The following is a 25,572-nucleotide window of genomic DNA, read 5'->3' as shown; positions in this document are numbered from 1 at the left end:
TGGGGGCGACCCCCAGGAATCTTCTGCAAGTTCTGCACGGCCCAACCGGGCCGCTAGGAATGCTTTTGTTCTTTTGGCGGCTGGTCAGCCGGCCATGCGGCGGGACGCCTCGGCGAGGCGGTCCGCGATGGTGCCGTCGATGACCTCGTCGCCGACTCGCACCGAGATCCCGCCGAGGACCTCGGGGTCCACGTCGAGGTTCAGGTGCATCTGGCGGCCGTACACCTTGGCCAGCACCGCGCCGAGACGCTGCTTCTGCACGTCGCTGAGCGGAACCGCGCTGGTCACGGTGGCGACCATGCGGTCACGGCGCTCGGCGGCGAGCTTGGAAAGGGACTCGAGTCCCGCTTCCAGGCTACGTCCACGCGGCTGCGTGACAAGACGCAGCACCAGGCGCTCGCTGACGGCGTTCACCTTGCCGCCGAGCAGGCTGCGCAGCAGCTCGCCCTTGGCGGCGGCGGTCGCCGCACGGTCGGTCAGCGCGGCACGCAGCTCGGTGCTCGAGGAGACGATCCGGCCGAAGCGGAAGATCTCGTCCTCGACGTTGTCGAGCGCGTCTGCCTGCTGGGCCGCCGTGAGGTCGGCGGTGGCCGCCAGCTCCTCCAGCGAGTCCACCAGGTCACGGGACTGCGACCAGCGGGACCGGACCATGCCGGACACCAGGTCGAGGGTCTCCCCGCCCACCTGGCCGGCCAGCAGTCGACCGGCCAGCTCGGCCTTGGCCTCGCCGGACTGCGCCGGGTCGGTGAGGACCCGACGCAGCGAGACCTCACGGTCGAGCAGCGCGGTGACGGCAGCCAGCTCACCGGCGAGCTTCGCCGCGTCGACGGACGTGTTGTCCGTCAGCGCGTCGAGACGCTCGCGCGCGGAGGCCAGCGCCTCGCGGCTCGCTCCGTTCATCGGGCGGCCTCGGCCTTCTCCTCGAGCTCGCTGAGGAAGCGGTCGATCGTGCGGCTCTGCCGGGCGTGGTCCTCAAGGGACTCGCCGACGAGCTTTCCGGCCAGGTCGGTGGCGAGCTTGCCCACGTCCTGACGCAGCGCCTGCGAGGCGGCCTTGCGGTCGGCCGCGATCTGGGCGTGGCCGGCAGCGATGATCTCCTCACGCTGCCGCTGGCCCTCTGCGCGCAGTTCTTCCTTGAGCGCAGTGCCCTGCTCCAGCGCTTCCTGGCGCAGGCGCGCGGCCTCGTGCCGGGCTTCGGCGAGCTGGGCCTTGTACTGCTCCAGGACGCTCTGAGCCTCGGTCTGAGCGGCTTCTGCCTTTTCGATACCGCCTTCGATCGCCGCGTGGCGCTCTTCCAGAACCTTGTTGATGTTCGGGAGGAGCTTCTTCGCGAGGAAACCGAAGACGATGACGAAGGCGATCAGACCGATGACGAGCTCGGGGATCGGCGGGACGAGGGGGTTTTGAGGCTCCTCGGCCGCGAGAACCAGGAGGTTCACATCAGTGCCTTTCGTCGATTCGGACTAGTCGTGGAGTTCGTCTTAGTAGACGAACGGCATGACCAGACCGATGAGGGCGAGCGCCTCACAGAAGGCGAAGCCGAGGATCTGGTTGGCGCGGATCAGACCGGCAGCCTCAGGCTGACGGGCGAGAGCCTGCGTGCCGTTACCGAAGATGATGCCGACGCCGACGCCCGGGCCGATCGCCGCGAGACCGTAACCGACGGAGCTGAGGGAACCTTCGACGGCAGCAAGGGTCTGGGACATGCCAGTTCTTCCTTCTCTTTCATGGACCGGTGGGGGTTGGCCACCGGACGATTCGGGGGGTTGCGGAGCGAACTCGCTCAGTGGTGCTCGGCGAGCGCGCCCTGCAGGAAGCTGCAGGCCAGGAGCACGAAGACGTAAGCCTGGACAGCCTGGATGAAGAGCTCGAACGCGGTCATCACGACGACCATGACGAACGAGACACCGGCGTAGGCGATGCCGATCCCGTTCAGCAGGTACCAGCTGGCGATGGTGAACAGCAGCAGCAGGGTGTGACCGGCGAACATGTTCGCGAACAGTCGGACCGCGTGGGTGAACGGGCGGACGATGACGTTCGAGAAGAACTCGATCACCATGACCATCGGCAGGATCGGGCCGAGGGACTTGTCGTAGCCCGTGAGGTTCTTGAAGCCGCCGACGAAGCCGTGGCGCTTGAAGGTCACCGACATCCACATGATGTAGACGATCGCGGCGAGGCCGGCCGGGTACGCGATGACCGCGGTCACCGGGAACTGGGCCAGCGGCACGATCGACCACAGGTTCATGATCCAGACGAAGAAGAACAACGCCACCATGAAGGGGACGTACTTCTCGCCTTCCTTCTTGCCGAGCGTCTCGTAGACGATGCCGCGGCGTACGAAGTCGTAGCCGGCCTCGGCGACCATCTGAAGCTTGCCCGGGACGACCTTCGGCTTCCGGAACGCTGCCCAGAAGAAGCCGACGATGATGACCGAGCCCAGCAGGGCGAGCAGCATCGTCTTGTTGAAGTACAGGCTGCTGTCCGCGTCACCGAAGATCGGCTCGAACAGGAACGAGTACAGGGTCGGGCCCGGGAAGCCGCAGCCAGTGCCGTCTTCGAAATGACAGTTGATATCGAAGGCGAGCGTCATGTCAGCAGCACTCACCGCAGGGCTCCTTCAGCGTGGCGCATAGGTACGGCAACCTCGTTGTGTCGGCGCGGCGAGCAGCCGCGGTTCGGCACTGGACTGGTGTAACGGATGGTGGGGCGGCGATCAGGCATCGAGCCTCGCGATGGAACAGGCGTCAGCTCAGATGCCCGCGCCCGCAGTGCCGCAGTTGGCACCGGACGATAGCAGGATCTCGAACGCCCACTTATCCCGGCCCTACCCTTCACGACTTCGGCCCCGGATTTTCGGGCTTGTCGCCCTTCATCGAGTCCGGTTCCACGTAAAGGATCTTGGCCTTCATATGAGCACGCGTCTGTGCGCCGATCCACACGAGGGTGGTGGCGACGAGCGTGATCGCGAAGGCCTTGGGGTGGAACAGAGTGGTGTTCTTGAACGCGGCGAGAAAGACGAAGAGCAGCAGAATCTGGGCCGCGTAGAGCATGAGCCCCATGGCCTGGAAGAGATGCGGGAGTGATTTCGCCGTGCGCTGCAGAACGACGAATCCGATGCCCATGAACAGGATCACGACCAGCGTCGCGACAACGGCACCGACCGCCCCCTTGCCGCCGACGACCAGAGCGCTGATCACGGCGGCGAGAGCGCCGGCGGCAGCGGTGGGTACGGCAGCTTGCAGGAGAGATCGGACGTCATCAGACCGCATGGCGGGTTGCTCCGCGTGGTGGTGGGGGCACGGGACTCGTACGGGACGAGCGTAAGCCCGGTCCGAGTGTGATCCTCGGGCCAATGGACCGTCGCACTACGGTCCTTCGGCTCTGTCGCCGGGTTTAGTGAACGGTATCACAAACTATTTGATGAGAGCTTTACCTGCGAAGTGTGCTGACTGTCACACATGAGAGGGACCCTGCGCGTGTGTGCGCGACAGGGCCGCCTCTTGTCTGCTATTGGGCGCGCATATCCGATATGCGTCACCGTGGTCAGCGGGTCGATTCAGCCTTACGCCGGTCGGGGAAGCGCGAACGGGGGCCGATGGCGGTCGCCCCGTTGACGCCCGATACCCCCGCGGCGATCGGCCTCGCGGGCTCCGGCTCGGTGCCCGAGGCGTCCCGCGCGGCCGCCTCCGCCGCGGCCTCGGCGGCCCGTGCGGCGTGCCGGTAACGCGGGGGCACCAGGCCCTCCGCCCAGCGCGGGGCGCGGGGGGTGAAGCGCGGCAGGAGCAGCAGGATCAGACCCACGGCGCTGAGCGCGGCGATCGCCAGCACGATCCACATCGACGCGGAGTTCACCGAGTACGCCACCGTGCCGAAGGCGATCAGCCCCGACCAGAAGTACATGATCAGCACCGCGCGGCTGTGCGAATGTCCGAGCTCGAGGAGCCGGTGGTGCAGGTGCCCGCGGTCGGCGGCGAACGGCGACTGGCCCTTCCACGTGCGCCGGGCGATGGCCAGGACCAGGTCCGCCATCGGGATCGCGATGATCGTCAGCGGCAGGATCAGCGGGATGAAGACCGGGAACATCGCGTGCGTCGCGTTGCGCTCACCGCCCGCGAACAGGGCCAGCGCGTCCGGGTCTACCTGGCCGCTGATCGAGATCGCGGAGGCGGCGAGCACCAGGCCGATGAGCATCGAGCCGGAGTCCCCCATGAAGATCCTGGCCGGATGCATGTTGTGCGGCAGGAAGCCCAGGCACATGCCCATCAGGATCGCGGCGAAGAGCGTCGCGGGCGCGGCCGCCTCGATGCCGTAGCCGAACCAGATCCGGTAGGCGTACAGGAAGAACGCGGTGGCGGCGATGCACACCATGCCGGCGGCCAGGCCGTCCAGGCCGTCCACGAAGTTCACCGCGTTGATGGTGATGACGACGAGGGCCACCGTGAGCAGGTTGCCCTGCCACTGGGTGAGCGCGACCGTGCCGATCCAGGGGACCGGGATCCACAGGATGGTCAGGCCCTGCATCACCATCACGCCCGCGGAGATCATCTGGGCGCCGAGCTTGATCAGGGCGTCGATCTCGAACTTGTCGTCGAGTACGCCGACCAGCCAGATCAGGGCCGCGCCGGAGAGCAGCGCGCGCGGTTCGTTGGAGAGTTCGAAGACGCCGTTGAGGTTGTGCAGGTGGTCGGCGACGAGCAGGCCCGCGCACAGGCCGCCGAACATGGCGATGCCGCCCAGCCGCGGCGTGGGCTCGCGGTGCACGTCGCGGGCGCGGATCTCCGGCATGGCCCCGGCCGCGATCGCGAACTTCCGCACGGGCCCGGTCAGCAGGTAGGTCACCGCGACCGTGACACAAAGTGTCAGCAGATATTCACGCACGGGCTGCCCCAGATGTATCGCCGGCCATCTCAGCCCCACACATTAGCTGTGATGTCCCCTCCGCCGAGGACGCGAGGGGACGGTATCCCGGTTCCCGTACGCCCCCCTTGTCCTGTTTACTCCCCGTAAGGGGGAAATCCCATCGTCAGTTCCTTGACCTCCGCACGCGTCCGCGCCGCGTCCCCGTGCAGCGCGGCCGTGAACAGCGCCGCGATCCGGAGCATCTCCGCCTCCCCCATCCCCTGGGTGGTCACCGCGGCCGTGCCCAGCCGTACGCCGCGCTGGTCCCCGTACGGCAGGGCGCAGGTGTCGAGCACGATCCCGGCGGCGGCCAGCCGGCCGCGCGCGGCCGGGCCGTCGACGCCCAGCGCGGCCGGGTCGGCGGTGATCAGGTGGGTGTCGGTGCCGCCGGTGGTCACGGCGAAGCCGTGGCCCTCCAACGCCTCCGCCAGCGCACGGGCGTTGGCGACGACCCGGTGGGCGTACGTGGTGAAGGCGGGCGCGGCCGCCTCCCCGAACGCCACCGCCTTGGCGGCGATGGTGTGCATCTGGGCGCCGCCCTGGGTGAAGGGGAACACCGCCCGGTCGATCCGCTCGGCGAACTCGGCGCCGCACAGCAGCATCCCGCCGCGCGGACCGCGCAGGACCTTGTGCGTGGTCGCGCAGACCACGTCGGCGTACGGGACGGGGCTCGGCGCGGCCCCGCCGGCCACCAGCCCGATGGGATGGGCGGCGTCGGCGATCAGGTACGCGCCGACCTCGTCGGCGATCTCCCGGAACGCCGAGTACTCGGGGTGGCGCGGGTAGGAGATGGAGCCGCAGACGATCGCCTTCGGCCGGTGCGCGTGGGCGAGCTGCTGCACCTGCTCGTAGTCGATGAGCCCGGTCTCCGCGTCGACGCCGTACCCCACGAAGTCGAACCACCGCCCGGAGAAGTTCGCGGGCGAGCCGTGGGTGAGGTGGCCGCCGTACGGGAGCCCGGTCGCCAGCACCGTGTCCCCGGGCCGCAGCAGCGCGGCGTACGCGGCCAGGACCGCGGAGGAGCCGGAGTGCGGCTGCACGTTGGCGTGCTCGGCGCCGAACAGCGCCTTCGCACGCTCCACGGCGACCCGCTCGGCCACGTCCACGTACTCGCAGCCGCCGTGGTAGCGGACGCCCGGGTATCCCTCGGCGTACTTGTTGGAGAGCGCGGAGCCCAGCGCGGCGAGCACGGCGGGCGAGGTGAAGTTCTCGGCGGCGATCAGCTGCAAGGTGCTCGCCTGGCGCTGCCGCTCCCCCTCGAGCACGTCGGCCATCTGCGGGTCCTGCCGTCGCAGGACGTCCGTGGGCTGGGTGATGACGCTCATGGCACGACTCCATGGGTACCGGGTACCAGCCACTCTAGGCCGCGGCCGCGCATCGTGCCCTGCGACGGGCCGCCCGCCGGGAAACGGACGCGGCGGCAGGCTCCGCGGCGCGCGCGGAGGGGGCTCAGCGGGAGGCCGTCACGCCCGTCAGGGCCGTGACCACCGGGTCCAGCGCCTGGTTGATCTCGTCGCCGATCGAGCGGAAGAAGGTGATCGGCGCCCCGTACGGGTCGTACACCTCGTCCGCGTCCGGCGACGGAGCCAGCAGCCAGCCGCGCAGCGCCGCCGCGGCCCGCACCAGGGCCCGCGCCCGCTCGGCCATGCCGTCGTCCAGCGGCGGCAGGGTGGCCGGATCTATCGCCCGGACCAGCCGGGTGAACTCCTTGAGCGTGAACGTGCGCAGCCCCGCCGAGTGGCCCATCGAGATGACCTGCGCCCGGTGGTCGCGGGTGGCGGTCAGCACCAGGTCGGCCCGGATGACGTGCTCGTCGAGCAGTTCCCGCCCGGTGAATCCGGAGGCATCGGCTCCGAAGTCCGCCAGCACGGCGGCCGCGTTCGCCTCCATCGGCGCGCCCTCATGACCCCAGGTGCCGGCGCTCTCCACGATGAGGTCCGCGGTGACCGGCCCCCCGAGCCGGTGGGCGAGGGCGTGGCGCGTCAGCCGCTCGGTGATGGGCGAGCGGCACACGTTGCCGGTGCTGACGTGGAGTATGCGGAAAGCGGTTCCCCCAGCTATGCCACGCCCGTCAGGGCTCACGGGGCGACCTCGAGGTCGGGTACGACCTCCCGCAGCTGCTCCGCGGTGAGCGCCCCGGCGCGCAGCAGGACGGGAACCTTCCCGGTGACGTCGACGATCGACGAGGGCTCGATGCCGGGCGTCGGACCGCCGTCCAGGTACACGGACACGGAGTCGCCGAGCATCTCGCGCGCCGCGTCGCAGTCCTCGGGTGCCGGGTGTCCGGACAGGTTGGCCGAGGACACCGCCATCGGGCCGACCTCGGTCAGCAGCTCGATCGCGACGGGGTGCAGGGGCATGCGCACGGCCACGGTGCCGCCGGTGTCGCCGAGGTCCCAGGCCAGCGAGGGCTGGTGCTTGGCGACGAGCGTCAGGGCGCCCGGCCAGAACGCGTCGACGAGCTCCCACGCCTGCTCGGAGAAGTCGGTGACCAGGCCGTGCAGGGTGTTCGGGGAGCCGATGAGCACCGGGGTGGGCATACCGCGGCCCCGGCCCTTGGCGGCGAGGAGGTCGTGGACGGCCTCCGGGCTGAAGGCGTCCGCGCCGATCCCGTACAGGGTGTCGGTGGGCAGCACGACGAGCTCGCCGCGGCGCACGGCGGATGCGGCTTCACGCAGACCCGTCTTGCGGTCCGTCGCGTCGTTGCAGTCGTATCGCCGGGCCATCAGCGGGACTCCTCGTGCAGCAGGGGGGTGACGGTGTCACTGGGAGAACAGGCGCGGATCACGGCAGCGCCTTGCGGGCGGTCGCGAAGCGCGGGCGGTTGTTGAGGTCCGGGTGGTCGGCCGCGTCGGCCCAGCCCCGCTCCTCGGCGAAGATCCACGGCACCTGGCCGCCCTGGGTGTCGGCGTGCTCGATGACGACGATGCCGCCGGGCCGCAGCAGCCGGTGGGCGGTGCGCTCGATGCCGCGGATGGTGTCGAGGCCGTCCTCCCCGGAGAAGAGGGCCATCTCCGGGTCGTGGTCCCGGGCCTCGGGGGCCACGTACTCCCACTCGGTGAGCGGGATGTACGGCGGGTTGGAGATGACCAGGTCGACCTGTCCGTCGAGCTCCGGCAGGGCGCTGAGCGCGTCCCCCTGGTGGACGGTGACCCGGGAGCCCTCGGCGTTCTTGCGGGTCCAGCGCAGGGCTTCCTCGGACAGCTCGACCGCGTGCACGCGCGAGCGCGGCACCTCCTGCGCCATGGCCAGCGCGATGGCGCCGGAGCCGGTGCACAGGTCGACGATCAGCGGCTCGACCACGTCCATCGCCCGGACGGCGTGTATGGCCCAGTCCACGACCGACTCGGTCTCGGGCCGCGGGACGAAGACCCCGGGGCCGACCTGGAGCTCCAGGTAGCGGAAGAAGGCGCGGCCGGTGATGTGCTGGAGGGGCTCGCGCGCCTCGCGGCGCGCGACGGCCTCCCAGTAGCGGGCGTCGAAGTCCGCGTCCTTGACGTGGTGCAGTTCCCCCCGCTTGACGCCGTGCACGAAGGCCGCGAGCTCCTCCGCGTCGAAGCGCGGTGAGGGCACGCCGGCGGCGGCCAGCCGCTGGGTGGCCTGGGCCACCTCGGCAAGCAGCAAGTTCACGCTGGTCCTCCGGGCTGCTGTCGTACGGGGGGGGTGGTACGGGTGGGGCGTACTGCCCTACGGCGCTGGTGCCGTACGGCCTTACTGGGCGGCCGCGAGCTTGGCGGCGGAGTCGGCGTCGACACAGGCCTGGATGACCGAGTCGAGGTCGCCGTCGAGCACCTGGTCCAAGTTGTACGCCTTGAAGCCGGTGCGGTGGTCCGAGATGCGGTTTTCCGGGAAGTTGTACGTACGGATCTTCTCGGAGCGGTCCACGGAGCGCACCTGGCTGCGGCGCACGTCGGAGGCCTCCTGCTCGGCGGCTTCCTGGGCGGCGGCCAGCAGGCGCGAGCGCAGGATGCGCATGGCCTGCTCCTTGTTCTGGAGCTGGCTCTTCTCGTTCTGGCAGGAGGCGACCACACCGGTCGGCAGGTGCGTGATGCGCACGGCCGAGTCGGTGGTGTTGACGGACTGGCCGCCGGGGCCCGACGAGCGGTACACGTCGATGCGGAGGTCGTTCATGTTGATCTCGACCTCGACCTCCTCGGCCTCCGGGGTGACGAGCACGCCGGCGGCGGAGGTGTGGATGCGGCCCTGGGACTCGGTGGCCGGAACCCGCTGGACGCGGTGCACGCCGCCCTCGTACTTCAGGCGGGCCCACACGCCCTGACCGGGTTCGGTGGCGCCGTTGCCGCCCTTGGTGCGCACGGAGACCTGGACGTCCTTGTAGCCGCCGAGCTCGGACTCGGTGGCGTCGATGATCTCGGTCTTCCAGCCCACGCGCTCGGCGTAGCGCAGGTACATGCGCAGCAGGTCGCCGGCGAACAGGGCCGACTCGTCGCCGCCCGCGCCCGCCTTGACCTCGAGGAGCACGTCCTTGTCGTCGCTGGGGTCGCGCGGGACCAGCAGCAGGCGGAGCTTCTCGGTGAGCTCCTCGCGCTGCTGCGCCAGCTCCTTGACCTCGGCGGCGAAGTCCGGGTCGACGGCCGCGAACTCCTTGGCCGTCTCGATGTCCTCCGCCGACTGCTTCCACGCCCGGAAGGTCGCGATGATCGGGGTCAGCTCCGCGTAGCGCTTGTTCAGCTTGCGCGCGTTGGCCTGATCGGAGTGGACCGAAGGGTCGGCGAGCTTCTTCTCAAGATCGGCGTGCTCGCCGACCAGTTCCTCGACCGCCTCGAACATCGGGGTACTCCTGGGGTAAAAGTGCGAAGGACTGCAGGGGGTGCTGGACGACGACAAAGGCGCCGGTCCGGCCGCCCCCGAATGGACAGGGGGCGGCCGGAGACCGGCGCCTGGGTCGCGCTACTTCTTGGCCGCACCCTTGCCGAAGCGAGCCTCGAAGCGCGCCACACGGCCACCGGTGTCGAGGATCTTCTGCTTGCCCGTGTAGAACGGGTGGCACTCGGAGCAGACCTCGGCGCGGATGGCGCCGTTCGTCAGCGTCGAGCGGGTGGTGAACGACGCGCCACAGGTGCAGCTGACCTGGGTCTCGACGTACTCGGGGTGGATCTCGCTCTTCAAGGTGTCTCCTAGATTCGGGAGGGCGCCGGGTCGCAGGAGCCGAATTGCGCACTGCGTGAACCGGGGCCGACAGACCAGTCTGCCAGGACCGGGCTGCCTGTCAAAATTCTGAGGACGCCTCCCTCAACGGCAGGGGGCCGGCATCTATTCCGGACCTTCCCGCCGCCGCGCTCCGGACCCGCCCGGGCCCGGCTCGGGCCCGGCTCGCACCCGGCCCCCGCCCTGTCGCGGCCCGGCCCCCGCCCCGTCCTACTGGACGACGGAGCCGGCCGTGCCCTTGTCCCCGGCGGAGTTCGCGGTGGCCTCCGCGGGGATCGGCTGGTCCGCCAGCAGGGCGTCCCAGACCAGCTTGGACTCCTTCTTCAGCGGGGCGACGCGGTTCGGGTCGAGCGCGTCGCCGGTCACCGGCAGGGTGATCATGTGCATGTCCTGGGCGTTGATGCCCTGGAGGCTCTGGGCGAAGCCCATGAGGGATTTCACATCGCCGAGCGCCTTGTCGGTGGTGATCGTCCTGGTGCCGGTGTCGGCGAGGTCGAGCAGCTGCTTGGGGTTGTCGAACAGGCCGATGCTCTTGACCTGCTTGATCAGCGCCTTGATGAAGGCCTGCTGGAGCTGTATTCGGCCGAGGTCGCCGCCGTCCCCGACAGCGTGGCGGGTGCGGACCAGGCCGAGGGCCTGCTCGCCGTTGAGCTTGTTCGGGCCGGCCGGGAGGTCCAGGTGGCTGAAGTCGTCCTTGATCGGCTTCGCGGTGGTGATCTGCACCCCGCCGAGGGTGTCGATGATCTTCTTGAAGCCCGTGAAGTCGACCTCGAGGTAGTGGTCCATGCGGATCCCGGACATCTTCTCGACGGTCTTGACCGCGCAGGCCGCCCCGCCGACGGTGTACGCCTCGTTGAACTGCCGGCGCGGGCCGCCGGGGTCCGTCTTGCCCTTGCCGGTGGTGCAGGCGGGGCGGGCGGTCATCGTGTCGCGGGGTATGGACACGATGCTGGCCTTCGTGTGGCCCTCGTTCAGGTGGACGATCATCGCGGTGTCGGAGCGGGCGGAGCCGCCGTCGTCCGGGCCGTAGTCGGCGTTCGCGCCGCCGCGGGAGTCGGAGCCGAGGACGAGGATGTCCATCGAGCCGTTGTCGACGTTCTGCGGACGGTCGGTGCCGAGCGCCTGGTCGATGTCGACGGTCTTCAGGTTGCCGTTCAGCTTGAAGTAGAAGTAGCCGAGGCCCGCCCCGCCCAGCAGGACCACGCCGGCGGCACTCCACGCGACGATGACGAGGGCCCTGCGGCGCTTCGGCGGCTTGCGTCGGCGGCGGCCCGCGGCACGATGGCTGCCGCCGTTGCTCTCCTGGCTCATGCTCTCCTCAGTCCTGAACGCGGTCCCCTGTCCTCTGACACAGACGGACTAACGTCCCCCAGGGTTCCACGGCCGCCGGGGCGCCCGGACCGGGGCGGCCCGGGGGACGTTCCGGTGCGAAACACCTCGGTGCCCCGCCGCCACCTGCGGTTTTCGCGCGGGACGCGGGAGGGCGTCCCGGGGTTCAGCCGGTGCCGGTATGTGGTGAAGGTCGCACGGTGCGTCGCAGGGCACGGCCGCTCCGCACGGCGCCCCGCACGCGGCACCGCAGGCCGCTCGGCCTGGTGCCGCGCACGTCGCCCCGCACGAACACGGCCGCCCCCGTCGCGGAGGCGACGGGGGCGGCCGTGATGCGGCGCGGCGGGGCTCAGTCGTCGTTCTTGCCCGACGGAGTCGTCTTCGCGATCTGCATCAGGAACTCGGCGTTCGACTTCGTCTGCTTCATCTTGTCGAGCAGCAGCTCGATCGCCTGCTGCGAGTCGAGCGCGTGCAGCACCCGGCGCAGCTTCCAGACGATGGCGAGCTCCTCCGCGTTGAGGAGGATCTCCTCCTTGCGGGTGCCCGACGGGTCGACGTCGACGGCCGGGAAGATGCGCTTGTCGGCGAGCTTCCGGTCGAGCTTGAGCTCCATGTTGCCGGTGCCCTTGAACTCCTCGAAGATCACCTCGTCCATGCGCGAGCCGGTGTCGACGAGCGCGGTGGCCAGGATGGTCAGCGAACCGCCGTCCTCGATGTTGCGCGCGGCACCGAAGAAGCGCTTCGGCGGGTACAGCGCGGTCGAGTCGACACCACCGGACAGGATGCGGCCGGAGGCGGGCGCCGCGAGGTTGTACGCGCGGCCCAGACGGGTGATGGAGTCCAGCAGGACGACCACGTCGTGACCCAGCTCGACGAGGCGCTTGGCGCGCTCGATGGCCAGCTCGGCGACGGTGGTGTGGTCCTCGGCCGGGCGGTCGAAGGTCGAGGAGATGACCTCGCCCTTGACCGACCGCTGCATGTCGGTGACCTCTTCCGGACGCTCGTCGACCAGGACGACCATCAGGTGGCACTCGGGGTTGTTGGTGGTGATCGCGTTGGCGATCGCCTGCATGATCATGGTCTTGCCGGTCTTCGGCGGGGCCACGATCAGGCCTCGCTGTCCCTTGCCGATCGGCGACACCAGGTCGATGATGCGGGTGGTCAGCACGCCCGGGTCGGTCTCCAGACGGAGCCGGTCCTGCGGGTAGAGCGGGGTCAGCTTCTGGAACTCCGGCCGCCCGCGCCCGGATTCGGGCGCCATGCCGTTCACCGAGTCCAGCCGCACGAGGGCGTTGAACTTCTCGCGGCGCTCGCCGTCCTTGGGCTGGCGCACGGCACCGGTGGTGTGGTCGCCCTTGCGCAGACCCGCCTTGCGGACCTGGGCGAGCGAGACGTACACGTCGTTGGGACCGGGCAGGTAGCCCGAGGTCCGGATGAACGCGTAGTTGTCGAGGATGTCGAGGATGCCCGCCACAGGGATCAGCACATCGTCGTCGGCGACCTGCGGCTCGTTCGGGGCGAACTCGTCGCGGCCGCGGCGGCCACGGCGGTCGCGGTAACGGCCCCGGCGGCCGCGGCGGCCGCCCTCGTCGTCGAAGTCGTCCTGCGGACCGTTGTCCTGCCGGTCCTGGCGGTCCTGACGGCCCTGCTGGCTCTGACCCTGGCCCTGGCCGCCCTGGCCTTGGCCCCGGCCGCCCTGCTGCTGCCGGTCGCCGCGCTCGGCGCGGTCCTGACGGCCGCCGCCCTGGGCACCCTGGCCCTGGCCCTGGCCGCCCTGGCCCTGCTCGTCGGCCTTGGCGCCGCGGTCGCGACGGTCACGCTGGCGCTCGCCGCGCTCGGCGCGCTCGGCGCCGCGGTCGCGGCGGTCGCGACGGCCGCGGCCCTCGCCCTCCTGCGCCGGGGCGGAGACGGCGGTGGCGGCCTCGGCCTTCACGTCCGTCTGGGGCGCGGTGGCGGTCGCCGTCGCTGCCTCGGCCTTGACGGTCTCGGTCTTCTGCTCGACCTGCACGGCGGCGGGGGCCGAGGCCTCCGGGCTGCCGGACGGGGCGGTGGCCCGACGCCGGCGGCGCTCGCCGGCCGGGGCGTCGTCTCCCCCGCTCTCGGCTGCGCTCGAGCGGGAGGGGCCCCCTGCCGGCTGGCCCGGAATCTCGATCTGGGCCTGCGCGGCAGGCTTCTCGGCGGGCGCCGCGGGGGCGTCCTCGCCCGTGCGGGCCTTGCTGGTGGCGCGGCGCTTCGGCTTGGCCTCGGCGGTGTCCGCGGCGGAGGCGGCGGCCTTGGGCGCAGCGGCGCCTCCCGCCTGCGTCTCCTTGATGACCTCGATCAGCTGGCTCTTGCGCATCCGCGCGGTGCCCCTGATGCCGAGGCCCGACGCGACCTGCTGCAGCTCGGCCAGGACCATGCCGTCAAGGCCGGTGCCGGAGCGGCGCCGCTTGGGGGCTGCGCCTGCGGCGGGGGCAGTGTCGACAGAGGTGTCGGCAGCGCCCATCAGATCGGTGGTGTCGCTCACGAAGGGTCCTTCCCTGGAGCGGACGTCGGCCTGTCTGGCTCGGCGACCGGTTGTGCTGTCCGACAACAGTCCGTGACCCGATGGGGGTGGACTGCAGCCGGGGCGGTGGTCCGCCGGTAGAACGGCGGAGAGAAACGTGCGTGGGTGGTTCCGGCGAGAAGCCCCCGAGCTGGAAGCGTGGGAATGTCACGCCGATTCCGGAGCGTGCTCGAAACTGCTGGAAGTGATCAAAGCAGTCGGGGAGGCTCCCGGAAGAAAGGTGGTCCCGGATGGGGACACTGAGCACCGAGCCATGGCGGCTTCGGTTGCGCACTTGAGACTAACACTACCGGATCCAACAGACATTCCCCCTCTCAATCACCGGCAATCACGCCCTTCCGCGCGGGCGGCCTGCCCTGGCCGCCCGCCCCTGACCGGCCTGGCTCAGCCGCCCTGGGTTCCCAGCGGAAGCACGCTCGCGCCCGCGGCGTCGAGGGCGAGCCGGTTCGCCGCCCACCCCTCGCCCGCGAGCTGCGCGACCTTGTCGGCCGCGTCGTTGTCGACCAGCGCGAGGACCGTGGGGCCCGCGCCGGAGATGACCGCGGGGATGCCGTCCGCCCGCAGTCGGTTCACCAGGGCGACGCTCTCGGGCATCGCCGGGGACCGGTACTCCTGGTGGAGCCGGTCCTCGGTGGCCGGCAGGAGGAACTCGGGACGCCTGGTCAGGGCCTCCACGAGCAGTCCCGCACGCCCCGCGTTCACGGCCGCGTCCACGTGCGGGACGGTACGCGGCAGCAGGCCGCGCGCCGTCTCCGTCAGGACGGGCTTGGAGGGGACGAAGACCACCGGAACGATGGAATCGGCGGGGTCCATCCGGATCGCCTTGGCGCTGCCGCCGTCCATCCAGGCCAGGGTGAAGCCGCCGAGCAGACAGGCGGCGACGTTGTCGGGGTGGCCCTCGATCTCGGTGGCGAGCTCCAGCAGCGCCGCGTCGTCGAGCTTGGCCTCGCCGCCTATGGTCACGGCGCGGGCGGCGACGATGCCGGCGCAGATGGCGGCGGAGGAGGAGCCGAGGCCCCGGCCGTGCGGGATGCGGTTGGCGCAGACGACCTCGAGGCCGCGCGGCTGCCCGCCCAGCAGGTCGAAGGCGGTGCGCATGGAGCGTACGAGCAGGTGGCTCTCGTCCCGCGGGAGGGTGTCGGCGCCCTCACCCGCGATGTCGATGTTCAGGCCGAAGTCGGCCACCCGGACGACGACGTCGTCGTAGAGCCCCAGGGCCAGGCCGAGGGCGTCGAAACCCGGGCCGAGGTTGGCACTGCTGGCGGGGACGCGCACCCGTACGGCGGCGGCGCGGAACGCTGGACCGGCCATCGTCCGATGACACTCCTTGTGACTGTGCGAGATCTTCGCTCTTCGCTGGCTCGCTGCGAATGTACTGGAGAACGTACGACACCCGAAGGCCCGCTGGGCAGCACCACGGTCATATGCGCGGTGGCGGATGTAAGTACAGCGTATCGAAGGAAGGTTCTCATCCGACATAGGGCGCACAGGAGGCGCACGATGCGTGTCGCGCCCATGGGCCGACCCCGCCGCACTCACACGGCGCTTTTGTTGTCGTACGGGGCGAGTTGCCGGGTTCCGGGGGCCTCGAGGACCCCTGGAACCCGGCTCGCGGAACCGCTGCCCGGCCGCTGCGTCAGACGAGGCCGAGGCGGATGGCCGCGGCTTCGGCGTCCACCGGAACGGTGACCGGCTGCGGAGCGCCGGCGATCGCCCAGTCGGGGTCCTTCAGGCCGTTGCCGGTGACGGTGCACACGATCTTCTGGCCCGGGTCCACCAGACCCAGCTCGGCGGCCTTGAGCAGGCCGGCCACCGAGGCGGCCGAGGCGGGCTCGACGAAGACACCCTCCTGCGCGGCCAACAGCCGGTAGGCGGCGAGGATCTGGCGGTCCGTCACCTCGTCGATGAAGCCGCCCGACTCGTCACGCGCGGCGAGCGCGTAGTCCCAGGAGGCCGGGTTGCCGATCCGGATCGCGGTGGCGATGGTGTGCGGCTCCTTGACGACCTCGCCGCGCACGATGGGCGCGGAGCCGGAGGCCTGGAAACCCCACACGCGGGGCGTACGGGAGGCCAGGCCGTCGGCCTTGTACTCCTTGAAGCCCTTCCAGTACGCGGTGATGTTGCCGGCGTTGCCGACGGGCAGCACGTGGATGTCGGGGGCGTCGCCGAGCGCGTCGACGATCTCGAACGCGGCCGTCTTCTGGCCCTCGATGCGTACCGGGTTGACCGAATTGACCAGGGCCACCGGGTAGTTGTCGGACAGCGCACGGGCGAGAGCCAGGCAGTCGTCGAAGTTGCCGTCTACCTGGAGGATCTTGGCGCCGTGCACGAGCGCCTGGCCCATCTTGCCGAGCGCGATCTTGCCGCGGGGCACGAGGACGGCCGAGACCATGCCCGCGCGCACCGCGTACGCGGCGGCGGAGGCGGAGGTGTTGCCGGTCGAGGCGCAGATGACGGCCTTGGCGCCTTCCTCCTTGGCCCGGGTGATGGCCATGGTCATGCCGCGGTCCTTGAAGGACCCGGTGGGGTTCGCCCCCTCGACCTTCAGGTGCACCTCGCAGCCGGTGCGCTCGGAGAGCACCTGCGCGGGGACGAGCGGCGTGCCGCCTTCACGGAGTGTGACCACGGGAGTCGTGTCCGTGACCGGCAGGCGGTCCCGGTACTCCTCGATGATGCCGCGCCACTGGTGGGTGCGATTGCTGCTCATGGGTCCTTACTCCCCTTCAACACGCATGATGCTGGCGACACCGCGCACGGTGTCCAGCTTCCGCAGCGCCTCGACGGTCCCGGAGAGGGCGGCGTCGGGTGCGCGGTGAGTGACGACGACGAGGGAGGCCTCGCCGTCCTTGCCCTGCTGCCGCACGGTGTCGATGGAGACCCCGTGCTCGGCGAACGTCGTCGCCACCTGGGCGAGCACGCCCGGCTTGTCGGCCACATCGAGGCTGATGTGGTACCGGGTCACGACATCGCCCATGGGGCTTACCGGCAGCTGGGTGTACGCCGACTCGCCCGGCCCCGTTGCCTCGGCGAGCTTGTTGCGGCAGACGGCGACCAGGTCGCCGAGGACCGCGGACGCGGTCGGCGAACCGCCCGCGCCGGGCCCGTAGAACATGAGCCGCCCGGCGGCCTCCGCCTCGACGAAGACCGCGTTGTACGCCTCGCGGACGGAGGCGAGCGGGTGGGTGAGCGGGATCATGGCCGGGTGCACGCGCGCGGTGACGGACTCGCCGTCGGCGGCGCGCTCGAGGATCGCCAGGAGCTTGATGGTGCAGCCCATCCGCTTGGCGGAGGCGAAGTCGGCGGCACTGACCTCGGTCATGCCTTCACGGTAGACGTCGTCCAGGCGGACCCGGGTGTGGAAGGCGATGCCGGCCAGGATCGCGGCCTTGGCGGCGGCGTCGTAGCCCTCGACGTCGGCGGTCGGGTCGGCCTCGGCGTACCCGAGGGCGGTGGCCTCGTCGAGCGCCTCCTGGTACCCGGCGCCGGTCGAGTCCATCTTGTCGAGGATGAAGTTCGTCGTGCCGTTGACGATGCCCATCACCCGGTTGATCTTGTCGCCCGCGAGGGACTCGCGCATCGGGCGGACCAGCGGGATGGCGCCGGCGACGGCGGCCTCGTAGTAGAGGTCCAGCCCGTGCTGCTCGGCCGCGGCGTGCAGGGCGGCGCCGTCCTGGGCGAGCAGCGCCTTGTTGGCGGAGACGACGGAGGCGCCGTTCTCGAACGCGGTGGTGATCAGCGTCCGGGCCGGCTCGATCCCGCCGATGACCTCGACGACCACGTCGATGTCACCCCGTTTGAGGAGGGCGGTCGCGTCGGTGGTGATGAGCGCGGGGTCGATGCCCTCGCGCACCTTGGACGGCCGGCGCACCGCGACGCCCGCGAGCTCGACGGGCGCGCCGATCCGGGCCGTCAGATCGTCGGCGTGCGTCGTCATGATGCGAGCCACTTCCGAGCCGACCACTCCACAGCCCAGCAGCGCCACCTTCAGCGGACGCGTACGCATCATTCGACCTACGCCTTTCGATCTTCCATCAGTACCCCGCGCGCGGCTTGCACGCGGGGTGGGAACAAGTCTCACTCAATGGACAACAGTTTCCACCCTCGGTCCATTGAGTGAGACACCTATTTTGGGGGTCTGGGGGCTTCCCCCCGAAATAACCGGATCATCCCAGGTCGAGACGCAGGAGATCTTCCTCCGTCTCGCGCCGGACGATCACCCGGGCCTGCCCGTCGCGCACGGCGACGACGGGCGGGCGCAGCGCGTGGTTGTAGTTGCTGGCCATGGAGCGGCAGTACGCGCCGGTGGCCGGCACCGCGAGCAGGTCGCCGGGGGCGAGGTCGGCGGGCAGGAACGCGTCCTTCACGACGATGTCGCCGCTCTCGCAGTGCTTGCCGACGACCCGGGCGAGCATCGGCTCGGCGTCGGAGGTGCGGGAGACGAGGGTCACGGAGTACTCGGCGTCGTAGAGCGCGGTCCGGATGTTGTCGGACATCCCCCCGTCGACACTGACGTAGGTCCGCAGGCCCTCGAGCGGCTTGATGGTGCCGACCTCGTACAGGGTGAAGGCGGTGGGCCCGACGATGGCCCGGCCGGGCTCGACGGAGATGCGCGGCGCGCGCAGCCCCGCGCTCTCGCACTCCCGCGCGACGATCTCGGTGAGGGCCTTGGCGATCTCGTGCGGCTCGCTCGGGTCGTCGTCGGAGGTGTAGGCGATCCCGAGGCCGCCGCCGAGGTCGATCTCGGGGAGCTCGACGCCGTGCTCGTCCCGTACGGCCGCCAGCAGCCGCACGACCCGCTTCGCCGACACCTCGAAACCGGCCATGTCGAAGATCTGCGAGCCGATGTGGGAGTGGACGCCGAGCAGCTCGAGCGAGTCGTGCCCGAGGGCCCGGCGTACGGCCTCGGCGGCGGACCCGTCGGCCACGGCGATACCGAACTTCTGGTCCTCGTGGGCGGTGGCGATGAACTCGTGGGTGTGCGCCTCCACCCCGACCGTCACACGGATCTGGACGGGCTGGCGCACGCCCAGCTCACGGGCGATGTGCGCGACGCGGGCGATCTCCTGGAAGGAGTCGAGCACGATCCGCCCCACGCCGGCCTCGACGGCCCGCCTGATCTCGGCCTCGGACTTGTTGTTCCCGTGGAAGGCGATCCGGGCGGCGGGCATCCCGGCGGCGAGGGCTGTGGTCAGCTCCCCGCCGGAGCACACGTCGAGATTCAGCCCTTCTTCCTTCAGCCACTTCACGACGGCCTTGGAGAGGAACGCCTTGCCGGCGTAGAAGACGTCGGCGTCCTTGCCGAAGGCGTGCGCCCAGGCCCGGCAGCGCTCGCGGAAGTCCTCCTCGTCGAGGAAGTAGGCGGGGGTCCCGAACTCCTCGGCGAGCTTGGTCACTTCGATGCCGCCGACGGTGACGACCCCGTCGGCCGTCCGCGTGACGGTCCGGGCCCAGACCTTCTCGTCGAGGGCGTTGAGGTCGGCCGGGGGCGGGGAGTAGTGCCCCTCGGGCAGGACATCGGCGTGACGGGGTCCGGCGGGGTGCGCGGAACGGCTCATCGGTATCTCTCTTCGCGGGTCACAGGCGTGTCGGTGCGTCAATGCCGAGCAGGGCCAGGCCACCGGCCAGCACCGCCCCGGCGGCTTCGGCAAGAGCCAGCCGGGCACGGTGGGCGGCCGAGGGTTTCTCGTCCCCGTGGGGCAGTACGCGGTACTGGAACTCGAGCAGCGCGTCCGCCAGCTCGACGAGGTGCCGGGTGAGCCGCTCGGGCGCCCGGTGGTGGCCGGCGGCTTCGAGGACGAGGCGGTGCTCGGCCAGGACCCGCAGCAGCGCGGGGGCGTCCACCTCTCCGGGCTCGGGTCCGAACCCGAGACCGGCGGCGTTCCTGATCAGCGCCCGGCTCCGCGCGTGGGCGTACCGCACCCGGAAGAACTCGCTCTCCTCGCCCTGCACGAGCAGCGAGGCGGGGAACTCGGGCGTCTCGCGGGCCGGCACGCAGAGCATCGCCCAGCGCGCGGCACCGGCCCCGAACCGGGCGACGACATCGCCGTCCCGCTTGGCGAGGGGCGCGACGGCCGGCCCCTGGGGCACGTCCTGCCCGCCTTGGACGTGCACGAGCCGCAGAACGCTCTCGCGTACGACGCGCTCGCGCAGCCCGGGCCCGAAGTCAAGGGCGGTGTCAACGGCGGGAAGGGCGCCCCCCACCCGGCCGTCCCGGAGCTCCGCGACCAGGCGGGGAGCGGAGGGGGCCGGCAGCACGAAGTTCACGAACCCGGGGCCGGTGACCTCGACACGCTCGATCCCCGGCTCCGCACCGAGCCGACGGGCCAGCACCCCGGCCACCTCACCCGGGGCGCATCCGGCGGCCTTGGCGACCTGGAAGGCGACGGGCGTGGCGTAGTCCCCCACCCCACCGGGCCGCGTCCGCTCGACGACGACCCGCCCGGCCCCCTCCGCTCCCCGCCTGAGCTCCCCGTCCTCGACGGCGCAGCGCACGGCGCGCACGACGGCATCGGGAAGATCGGCGGGATTCACAGGACCAGCCTAGGCGAGACGACCGCCCACCCCGCGAAGGGTTTCGCCATGTGAAATGAGCCTGCTCAGATCGGGCTGAGGGGGCGGCGGAGGAGACGGCCGGACGGCAGGCGGTCAGGCGGGAGACATACAAAGGGGAGGCGGACGAGAACGGGGGCCGGGGCCGAGAACCGGGGGCCGAAGCCAGGAAACAGGAGCCGGGAGCGTGACCGTGTAAATGCCTGCGGAGTAAATGCCTGCGGAGCGGAAGAGCGACCGCCTCAGCCCCTCCCCCTCCCGGCGGGTGCACCCTTCCGCCCGTCACGCCGGTCCTTCCCCTCGGCCAGCCGCCGCACGACCCGCACCAGCTCGGCAGGCTCGAAGGGCTTGGCCACGAAGGCATCCACCCCGGCCACGATCCCCGTCTCCACCTCGTGCTGGGTACAGGCACTCACGATCGCGACGGGCACCCCGCTGGTCCGCGGATCGGCCCGCAGCTGCGCGGCGGTCCGGAACCCGTCCAGCCGGGGCATGACCACATCAAGGGTGATCACGTCGGGGCACACGCGGTGGACGACGTCCAGGCACTCGACACCATCGTTCGCGGTCACGACCTCGAAGCCCTCCAGCTCGAGATTGACCTTGATCAGCTGCCGGATGACCTTGTTGTCGTCGACAACAAGCACCCGGCCCGAGACGCCTGGCACAACTCGAGAGTAGGTCGGCACGGGGCCCCGCGTCCGGGTTTTCGCCACTTCCACCCCCTCCGGGCGACCCACCTCCCTCTCCCCCGCAAACGGGTTCCTGATCACCCCCGGGAAGCTGGTAGTGTTCAACCCGTCGCCGCACAGCGAACGACACGCCCCCGTAGCTCAGGGGATAGAGCAACGGCCTCCGGAGCCGTGTGCGCAGGTTCGAATCCTGCCGGGGGCACCTTGCATGAGGTGCCCAAAGACCCCGCCATCAGCCCTAACGCTGAGAACGGGGTCTTCGCGTATGTGCAGCCAACTGCGGCCCTGTGCACCCGTATGTCAGACCCTGTGGACTATTCGTGGACAGGATCTTGGCCCATCGCCCCAGGTCAGCGGTAGAAACGCTGAAGGCCCCCGGACAGGTCCAGGGGCCTCGCAGCGTACCGCCAGTCACTCGCGATCACTCGTACTCGCTGAGCAGATCCTCGATCCTCCGGTTGGCCACCTCCTGCCGACCATCGAGGCACTTCGCGTACCGACTGAGCAGCACCTCCACGCTGTTGCCCGCGCGCTCGGCGACCTCGGTAGGGTCGACGCCGGCGTTGAGCCACGTGGAGAGCGCCGAGTGCCTCAGGTCGTAGGGCCGGTGGGCGAGCGGCGAGGCGGCGACGGCCGGCGGAAGAGCCAGCACTCGGGCTTCCTGCCACGCCCGGTAGTAGGTCGAGGAAGAGACCACTCCCCCACCCTCACTGAAGAACAGACGCCCGTCCTTGGCGGTGCCGAAGGTGTCGAGGTGATCGCGCAGGATGACCACGAGCTGCGGAGGAATCGGCACCCGCCGTACGTCTTCCGTGGGCCGGTTCTTCAGCCCGCGGTCGTCATGGCTCTCCCCGGAATCGGTCCACTGCTTGCCGACGCTCGGCCGCGTCCGGTGAAGGAGTGCCGTCCCCCAGCCTGCCACCGGAAGCGTCAGGTCCGACTCGGCCAGCCCCACGACCTCAGCCGGCCGGAAGCCCCCGAAGTACATCCCGGCGAAGAGCCCCACCAGCCGCCGCCCATGAGCCCGGCTATACCCGCCGACGTACGAGACGGCGTGCAGGAGTGATCGCGCTTGCTCAGGGTTAGCCACCACACGTGGATCGACCTCGTTCGACACCTTGGGCTTCTGCCAGCGGACCGTCGCGAGCGGGTTCTCCCGGAATTCCCCGAGATCCACCGCGTAGTGCAGGGCATTGACCAGGGTGCGCCGCTTCCGCCGTACGGTCTCGGCAGCAGCCGCAGTCCCATCCAATTTGATCTTCAGGGAATCGAGCACCGCTCGCCCAAGAGCCGGGTCGGTGAGGTCTGACAAGGGCCGAGAGGCCTTGCCGACCCAGTGCAGGATGTTTCCGATCTCCGGGGGAAGCTCCCTGCTGTCCGGACCGGGCAGCACAAAGGCCCAGTTCCGAAGAGCTTTCCGCATCTCGACATCGGCAGGCCGGCCGGGTCGGTCATCCAGCAGGGCCATCGTGACCGAGGCCAAGGATTCGTTGATCCCGTCCCGGGTGTTCGGCGCAGCGTGGGGCCACTTCATGGCGAGGTACTTGAGCGCGAAGGCGTACCAGCTCAGCGTCGCCTTCTGCTCGGCCATCGAACCGGGAAGGCCCGACTCCGTGTCGAATTCCTCGCCGTCACGGGCCGCCCGCATCAGCTTGGATCGGAAGTTGTCCGCGAGCCCCTTCGTCCTGAACGACTCGGAAAAGACCTGCCCGGCCACAGACCAGCGCACGTCGTAGGAAGGCTTCTTCGTGTCCCTCTTTCGGACACTCCAGATCTTGACGTCGAGCGACTTCACGCGGCAGCACCCTCCCGGCTCCGCAGCCAGGCAAGAAAGTCACTCCGCCACACACGCAGTTCGCCGTTGGGCAGCTTGAAGGCCTCAGGGGCATGACCGAGCTCGCGCCACCGGTAAAAGGTGCGCCGGGAGATTCCTTTCAGCTCCCCGAGGATCTCTGGAACGGTCATCAATTCGTCCTTCACGTCAACGCTCCTTCCAGGTCCATCAGGGCTTCGCGGGCGGTCTCGCGGTTGAGCCGGATATCGCGGCGGACGTTGGCGGCGAGCCAGGATTCGCCGGGGGTGGAGCCGTGGCCGGCGTAGGCCCAGTGGGCGACGACGAGGAGGGTGGCCTCCGGGTGGTCGTCGGGGTCGGGCAGGCCGAGGGAGGCGCGTTGCTGGGCGGCGCGGTAGTCGGCACGGACCTGGCGGAGAGCCCCGAGGGTGGTGGAGTAGCGGCGGGACTTGGTGGAGAAGTGCCCGCGGAACCCGAGCATGTGGGCCCAGGCCCTGAGCCGTCGGTCCGGGTAAGCCCGGTCCAGGTCCATGCAGGCTTCCATGAGGCGCCGCGGGTGGTCGGGAACGCCGAGGAGCACGAGGGCTTCCTTGTTGCCGACCGGGTGGTCCACGGTGCCGGTGGTCTCGGCTGCCTTGGTCGCGTACTTGGCGACGTAGGAGGCAACCGCCTGTTCCGTCAGCTCCTCCCCGTCCCCGAAGGCGCCGATGGGCTGCACATCGAGCTGTTCGCCCCACTCGAGCACCCAGTCGTTGCTGATGCCGTGCTTCGGGCTGGCAGGCACTACGACGCGGACGCGAGCAGCGGCGGCGCGGATCGAGTCGGTGAGCAGGTCGAGGGTGGCCCAGGCGGGCGGTGGGCTGTCGGGCCCGTCCGGTCCGTCGAAGCGGACCACCGCGTGGAAGTGGACAGCGCCGCGCTTTTGGTACTCGGCGACCTTGCCGAAGGAGACGCGGGACTGTTCGCGGGCGGCCTTCTGGGTCAGGCCGGCGCGGCGGGCGATCTCGCGGCGGAGGTAGATCGTGAAGTACCGCCAGAGTTCGGAGGCGTGGTTGTTCCACAGCACGGCGCCCGCGTAGTCGTAGGTGTCCGGGTCGAGCGGGGTGCCGAGCGCGGGCGCGTCCTCGTCGTGGCGGATGCCGCAGCGGCAGGGCCGGAGGCCGGGGCGGCGGTTGTGGACCGGCCCGAAGGACGGAGCGGTGAGGGTCGCGAAGACGCGGGGGTGGTCGCGGATCGTCTCGGGGGTGCCCTTGTCGGGAGCGCCGACGAGTCCGGCCCGGATCAGGTGGTAGGTGTCGCCCGCGTACGTCCAGGCACAGGCTGGGCACCTCGAGGCCCGGCGGTTGCCGCAGGCGACACGGAGCACGCCACCGGGTTCGGTGTCAGTGCTGTAGGCGTGGAGGACGGTGCGGGTGGCGGGGTCGAGGAGCTTCGTTCCGCCGCTCAGCCGGACCGGGGCGGCGCAACCACCGGTGCGGCGGATCTGTTCGTGCAGCCGGTCGAAGCCGGGGGCCCCGGCCACCTTGAGCAGGTCGCTCAGGGTGGCCGGGTCCAGGCCCGCCAGGGTGGCGGTGTCGGTCACGTGCTCACTTCCCGTGGGCGGAGCCGTGGTTGGCGTTCCAGCCGGCGACCAACGCACCCACCTGGGTGTCACCGGTCGCCGTGGCGGAGGCGCCGCAGTGGCAGACCGCCGAGGCAGTGACGGGTGCCTCCGGGGACGGCTTGCTGATGTGCAGACCGGGGCGGTCGGTGGCGGGGCTGAGGCTGGTCATGCCGTTCACCGCCCGGCCGTGATGGGCGTGGTGCGGCGGGCGAGTGTGCCGGTGCCGTGACAGGCCGGGCAGTGGGCCGTGATGGTGCGGAGGCGTCCGGCGTGGTCGCGGCCTCCGAGGGTGACGGCGACGGTGGGGTGGCCGTCGCAGTTCGGGCAGACCGGACGCAGGGCAGGGGTGTTCTGGGTCATGATGGCGCTTCCTTCCGGATCGCTTGGTTCGGGCAGGAGCACGGCGCCGGGACGGCGGAGACTTGGCGGTTTCAGGGCCGTCCCGGGGCCGGTCAGCGGTGGTTCTGGCCGTTGAGGAGCGAGCGCAGGACGACCGCGCAGACGGCGACCGAGGCGCCGGTGATGGCGACGGCGAGCAGCATGGAAACCAGGACCGCGCCGACGACGAGGACGAGTCCGGCGCCACCAGCGACGACGGCGACGAGGCCGGCCGGGGTGAGGCGGACCGCGGGGAGCTGGACGCGAGGCTGACCGGTCGTGGCGGCCGGGACCTGGTTGCAGTCGCAGGCCGGGACGGCGGTCGCGCCGTACGTGACGTCCCCGGTGGTGGGGTGGACGAGCGGGGCGACGAGGCCGGTCGGGAGCGGGTTGACCGGGATCTTCGGGCGAATCATGGCGTTCTCCCTTCGGAGGTGGGTTACTTGGTGGTCGCGGTGTCGATGGCCGGGGCGAGCAGGCTGTCCGCGAGGAGGTAGCCGCCCAGGAGGATCACGGCGACGAGCCACCAGGGCGGGCGGACCAACTTGATGCCGAGCGCGCCGACGACGATCAGCGCGAGCCAGAGCGGTACGTCCATGACGTGGATCTCCTC

Annotated in this window: 27 protein-coding genes and 1 tRNA gene; 1 reads left to right on the top strand and 27 read right to left on the bottom strand. The window is 70.5% G+C overall.

Annotated elements, in window-relative coordinates; all coding sequences use genetic code 11:
• Positions 1-84 precede the first annotated feature (84 nt).
• The 20 genes from AB0D66_RS04245 to AB0D66_RS04150 all read right to left on the bottom strand — a co-directional run bounded on the left by AB0D66_RS04245 (position 85) and on the right by AB0D66_RS04150 (position 21,234).
• On the bottom strand, positions 85-900 hold the full coding sequence (locus AB0D66_RS04245; RefSeq protein WP_362296335.1) for a F0F1 ATP synthase subunit delta: 816 nt from the start codon (positions 898-900) through the stop codon (positions 85-87).
• Positions 897-1,439 (bottom strand): F0F1 ATP synthase subunit B, encoded by a 543-nt coding sequence (locus tag AB0D66_RS04240; RefSeq protein WP_069921965.1) that lies wholly within the window; start codon positions 1,437-1,439, stop codon positions 897-899. Before AB0D66_RS04240 ends, AB0D66_RS04245 begins: the two co-directional genes overlap by 4 nt.
• A 42-nt stretch (positions 1,440-1,481) precedes the next feature.
• On the bottom strand, positions 1,482-1,706 hold the full coding sequence (atpE, locus tag AB0D66_RS04235) for an ATP synthase F0 subunit C (RefSeq protein ID WP_030545783.1): 225 nt from the start codon (positions 1,704-1,706) through the stop codon (positions 1,482-1,484).
• A gap of 77 nt (positions 1,707-1,783) precedes the next feature.
• Positions 1,784-2,593 (bottom strand): F0F1 ATP synthase subunit A, encoded by an 810-nt coding sequence (gene atpB, locus AB0D66_RS04230; protein WP_361755181.1) that lies wholly within the window; start codon positions 2,591-2,593, stop codon positions 1,784-1,786.
• A gap of 241 nt (positions 2,594-2,834) precedes the next feature.
• Positions 2,835-3,272, bottom strand: coding sequence for a hypothetical protein (locus tag AB0D66_RS04225; protein ID WP_362296332.1), 438 nt, complete (start codon positions 3,270-3,272; stop codon positions 2,835-2,837).
• 274 nt (positions 3,273-3,546) lie between these two features.
• Positions 3,547-4,881, bottom strand: a complete 1,335-nt coding sequence (locus AB0D66_RS04220) for an MraY family glycosyltransferase (RefSeq protein ID WP_362296329.1) — start codon at positions 4,879-4,881, stop codon at positions 3,547-3,549.
• A gap of 116 nt (positions 4,882-4,997) precedes the next feature.
• Positions 4,998-6,227 carry a serine hydroxymethyltransferase gene (gene glyA, locus AB0D66_RS04215; protein ID WP_362296327.1) on the bottom strand — a complete coding sequence of 410 codons (1,230 nt, stop codon included), beginning with the start codon at positions 6,225-6,227 and terminating at the stop codon, positions 4,998-5,000.
• Positions 6,228-6,351: 124 nt separating this feature from the next.
• Positions 6,352-6,984: a protein-tyrosine-phosphatase gene (locus tag AB0D66_RS04210; protein WP_362296324.1), complete on the bottom strand. Its 633-nt coding sequence runs from the start codon at positions 6,982-6,984 to the stop codon at positions 6,352-6,354.
• Positions 6,981-7,628: an L-threonylcarbamoyladenylate synthase gene (locus AB0D66_RS04205; RefSeq protein WP_362296320.1), complete on the bottom strand. Its 648-nt coding sequence runs from the start codon at positions 7,626-7,628 to the stop codon at positions 6,981-6,983. The genes AB0D66_RS04210 and AB0D66_RS04205 overlap by 4 nt, the downstream gene beginning before the upstream one ends.
• Positions 7,629-7,686: 58 nt before the next feature.
• The gene (gene prmC, locus AB0D66_RS04200; protein ID WP_054224694.1) at positions 7,687-8,532 is read right to left on the bottom strand and encodes a peptide chain release factor N(5)-glutamine methyltransferase; all 846 of its coding nucleotides are present in this window, start codon (positions 8,530-8,532) and stop codon (positions 7,687-7,689) included.
• 81 nt (positions 8,533-8,613) lie between these two features.
• The gene (gene prfA, locus AB0D66_RS04195; protein WP_362296317.1) at positions 8,614-9,693 is read right to left on the bottom strand and encodes a peptide chain release factor 1; all 1,080 of its coding nucleotides are present in this window, start codon (positions 9,691-9,693) and stop codon (positions 8,614-8,616) included.
• A 120-nt stretch (positions 9,694-9,813) separates the two neighbouring features.
• Positions 9,814-10,032 (bottom strand): 50S ribosomal protein L31, encoded by a 219-nt coding sequence (gene rpmE, locus AB0D66_RS04190; RefSeq protein WP_069921957.1) that lies wholly within the window; start codon positions 10,030-10,032, stop codon positions 9,814-9,816.
• A 249-nt stretch (positions 10,033-10,281) separates the two neighbouring features.
• Positions 10,282-11,382, bottom strand: a complete 1,101-nt coding sequence (locus AB0D66_RS04185) for an LCP family protein (RefSeq protein WP_362296313.1) — start codon at positions 11,380-11,382, stop codon at positions 10,282-10,284.
• A 367-nt stretch (positions 11,383-11,749) separates the two neighbouring features.
• Positions 11,750-13,906 (bottom strand): transcription termination factor Rho, encoded by a 2,157-nt coding sequence (rho, locus tag AB0D66_RS04180; RefSeq protein WP_362296310.1) that lies wholly within the window; start codon positions 13,904-13,906, stop codon positions 11,750-11,752.
• Positions 13,907-14,329: 423 nt separating this feature from the next.
• The gene (gene thrB / locus AB0D66_RS04175; protein WP_362296307.1) at positions 14,330-15,256 is read right to left on the bottom strand and encodes a homoserine kinase; all 927 of its coding nucleotides are present in this window, start codon (positions 15,254-15,256) and stop codon (positions 14,330-14,332) included.
• A 325-nt stretch (positions 15,257-15,581) separates the two neighbouring features.
• Entirely contained in the window at positions 15,582-16,652 is a 1,071-nt protein-coding gene (thrC, locus tag AB0D66_RS04170; RefSeq protein ID WP_362296304.1) for a threonine synthase, read from the bottom strand.
• 6 nt (positions 16,653-16,658) lie between these two features.
• Complete coding sequence (locus AB0D66_RS04165; protein ID WP_069924058.1) at positions 16,659-17,948, bottom strand: homoserine dehydrogenase; 1,290 nt, start codon at positions 17,946-17,948, stop codon at positions 16,659-16,661.
• Between the two features lie 160 nt (positions 17,949-18,108).
• Positions 18,109-19,500, bottom strand: a complete 1,392-nt coding sequence (gene lysA, locus AB0D66_RS04160) for a diaminopimelate decarboxylase (RefSeq protein WP_362296302.1) — start codon at positions 19,498-19,500, stop codon at positions 18,109-18,111.
• A gap of 19 nt (positions 19,501-19,519) precedes the next feature.
• Positions 19,520-20,476, bottom strand: coding sequence for an ArgS-related anticodon-binding protein NrtL (gene nrtL, locus AB0D66_RS04155; protein WP_362296300.1), 957 nt, complete (start codon positions 20,474-20,476; stop codon positions 19,520-19,522).
• 260 nt (positions 20,477-20,736) lie between these two features.
• Entirely contained in the window at positions 20,737-21,234 is a 498-nt protein-coding gene (locus tag AB0D66_RS04150; RefSeq protein ID WP_362296297.1) for a response regulator, read from the bottom strand.
• An 82-nt stretch (positions 21,235-21,316) separates the two neighbouring features.
• Here AB0D66_RS04150 and AB0D66_RS04145 point away from each other — a divergent pair.
• Positions 21,317-21,388 (top strand) — tRNA-Arg (locus tag AB0D66_RS04145).
• Between the two features lie 219 nt (positions 21,389-21,607).
• Here AB0D66_RS04145 and AB0D66_RS04140 read toward each other — a convergent pair.
• From AB0D66_RS04140 to AB0D66_RS04110, 7 genes are all read right to left on the bottom strand, one after another.
• Positions 21,608-22,981 carry a site-specific integrase gene (locus AB0D66_RS04140; protein ID WP_362296294.1) on the bottom strand — a complete coding sequence of 458 codons (1,374 nt, stop codon included), beginning with the start codon at positions 22,979-22,981 and terminating at the stop codon, positions 21,608-21,610.
• Positions 22,978-23,151, bottom strand: coding sequence for a helix-turn-helix domain-containing protein (locus AB0D66_RS04135; protein WP_362296733.1), 174 nt, complete (start codon positions 23,149-23,151; stop codon positions 22,978-22,980). The genes AB0D66_RS04140 and AB0D66_RS04135 overlap by 4 nt, the downstream gene beginning before the upstream one ends.
• 11 nt (positions 23,152-23,162) lie before the next feature.
• Positions 23,163-24,560, bottom strand: coding sequence for a replication initiator protein RepSA (repSA, locus tag AB0D66_RS04130; protein WP_362296291.1), 1,398 nt, complete (start codon positions 24,558-24,560; stop codon positions 23,163-23,165).
• Between the two features lie 4 nt (positions 24,561-24,564).
• Positions 24,565-24,750: a hypothetical protein gene (locus tag AB0D66_RS04125; protein WP_362296288.1), complete on the bottom strand. Its 186-nt coding sequence runs from the start codon at positions 24,748-24,750 to the stop codon at positions 24,565-24,567.
• Positions 24,751-24,755: 5 nt separating this feature from the next.
• Positions 24,756-24,941, bottom strand: coding sequence for a hypothetical protein (locus tag AB0D66_RS04120; protein WP_362296285.1), 186 nt, complete (start codon positions 24,939-24,941; stop codon positions 24,756-24,758).
• Positions 24,942-25,033: 92 nt separating this feature from the next.
• Positions 25,034-25,375, bottom strand: coding sequence for a SpdD-like protein (locus tag AB0D66_RS04115; RefSeq protein WP_362296282.1), 342 nt, complete (start codon positions 25,373-25,375; stop codon positions 25,034-25,036).
• 23 nt (positions 25,376-25,398) lie between these two features.
• Positions 25,399-25,557: a hypothetical protein gene (locus AB0D66_RS04110; protein WP_362296280.1), complete on the bottom strand. Its 159-nt coding sequence runs from the start codon at positions 25,555-25,557 to the stop codon at positions 25,399-25,401.
• Positions 25,558-25,572: the final 15 nt, after the last annotated feature.

The sequence above is a fragment of the Streptomyces sp. NPDC048270 genome (assembly GCF_040652335.1).
Classification (GTDB): Bacteria; Actinomycetota; Actinomycetes; order Streptomycetales; family Streptomycetaceae; genus Streptomyces.
The sequence above is the reverse complement of the archived record's forward strand: the minus strand, read 5'-3'. Positions and strand labels throughout refer to the sequence as shown.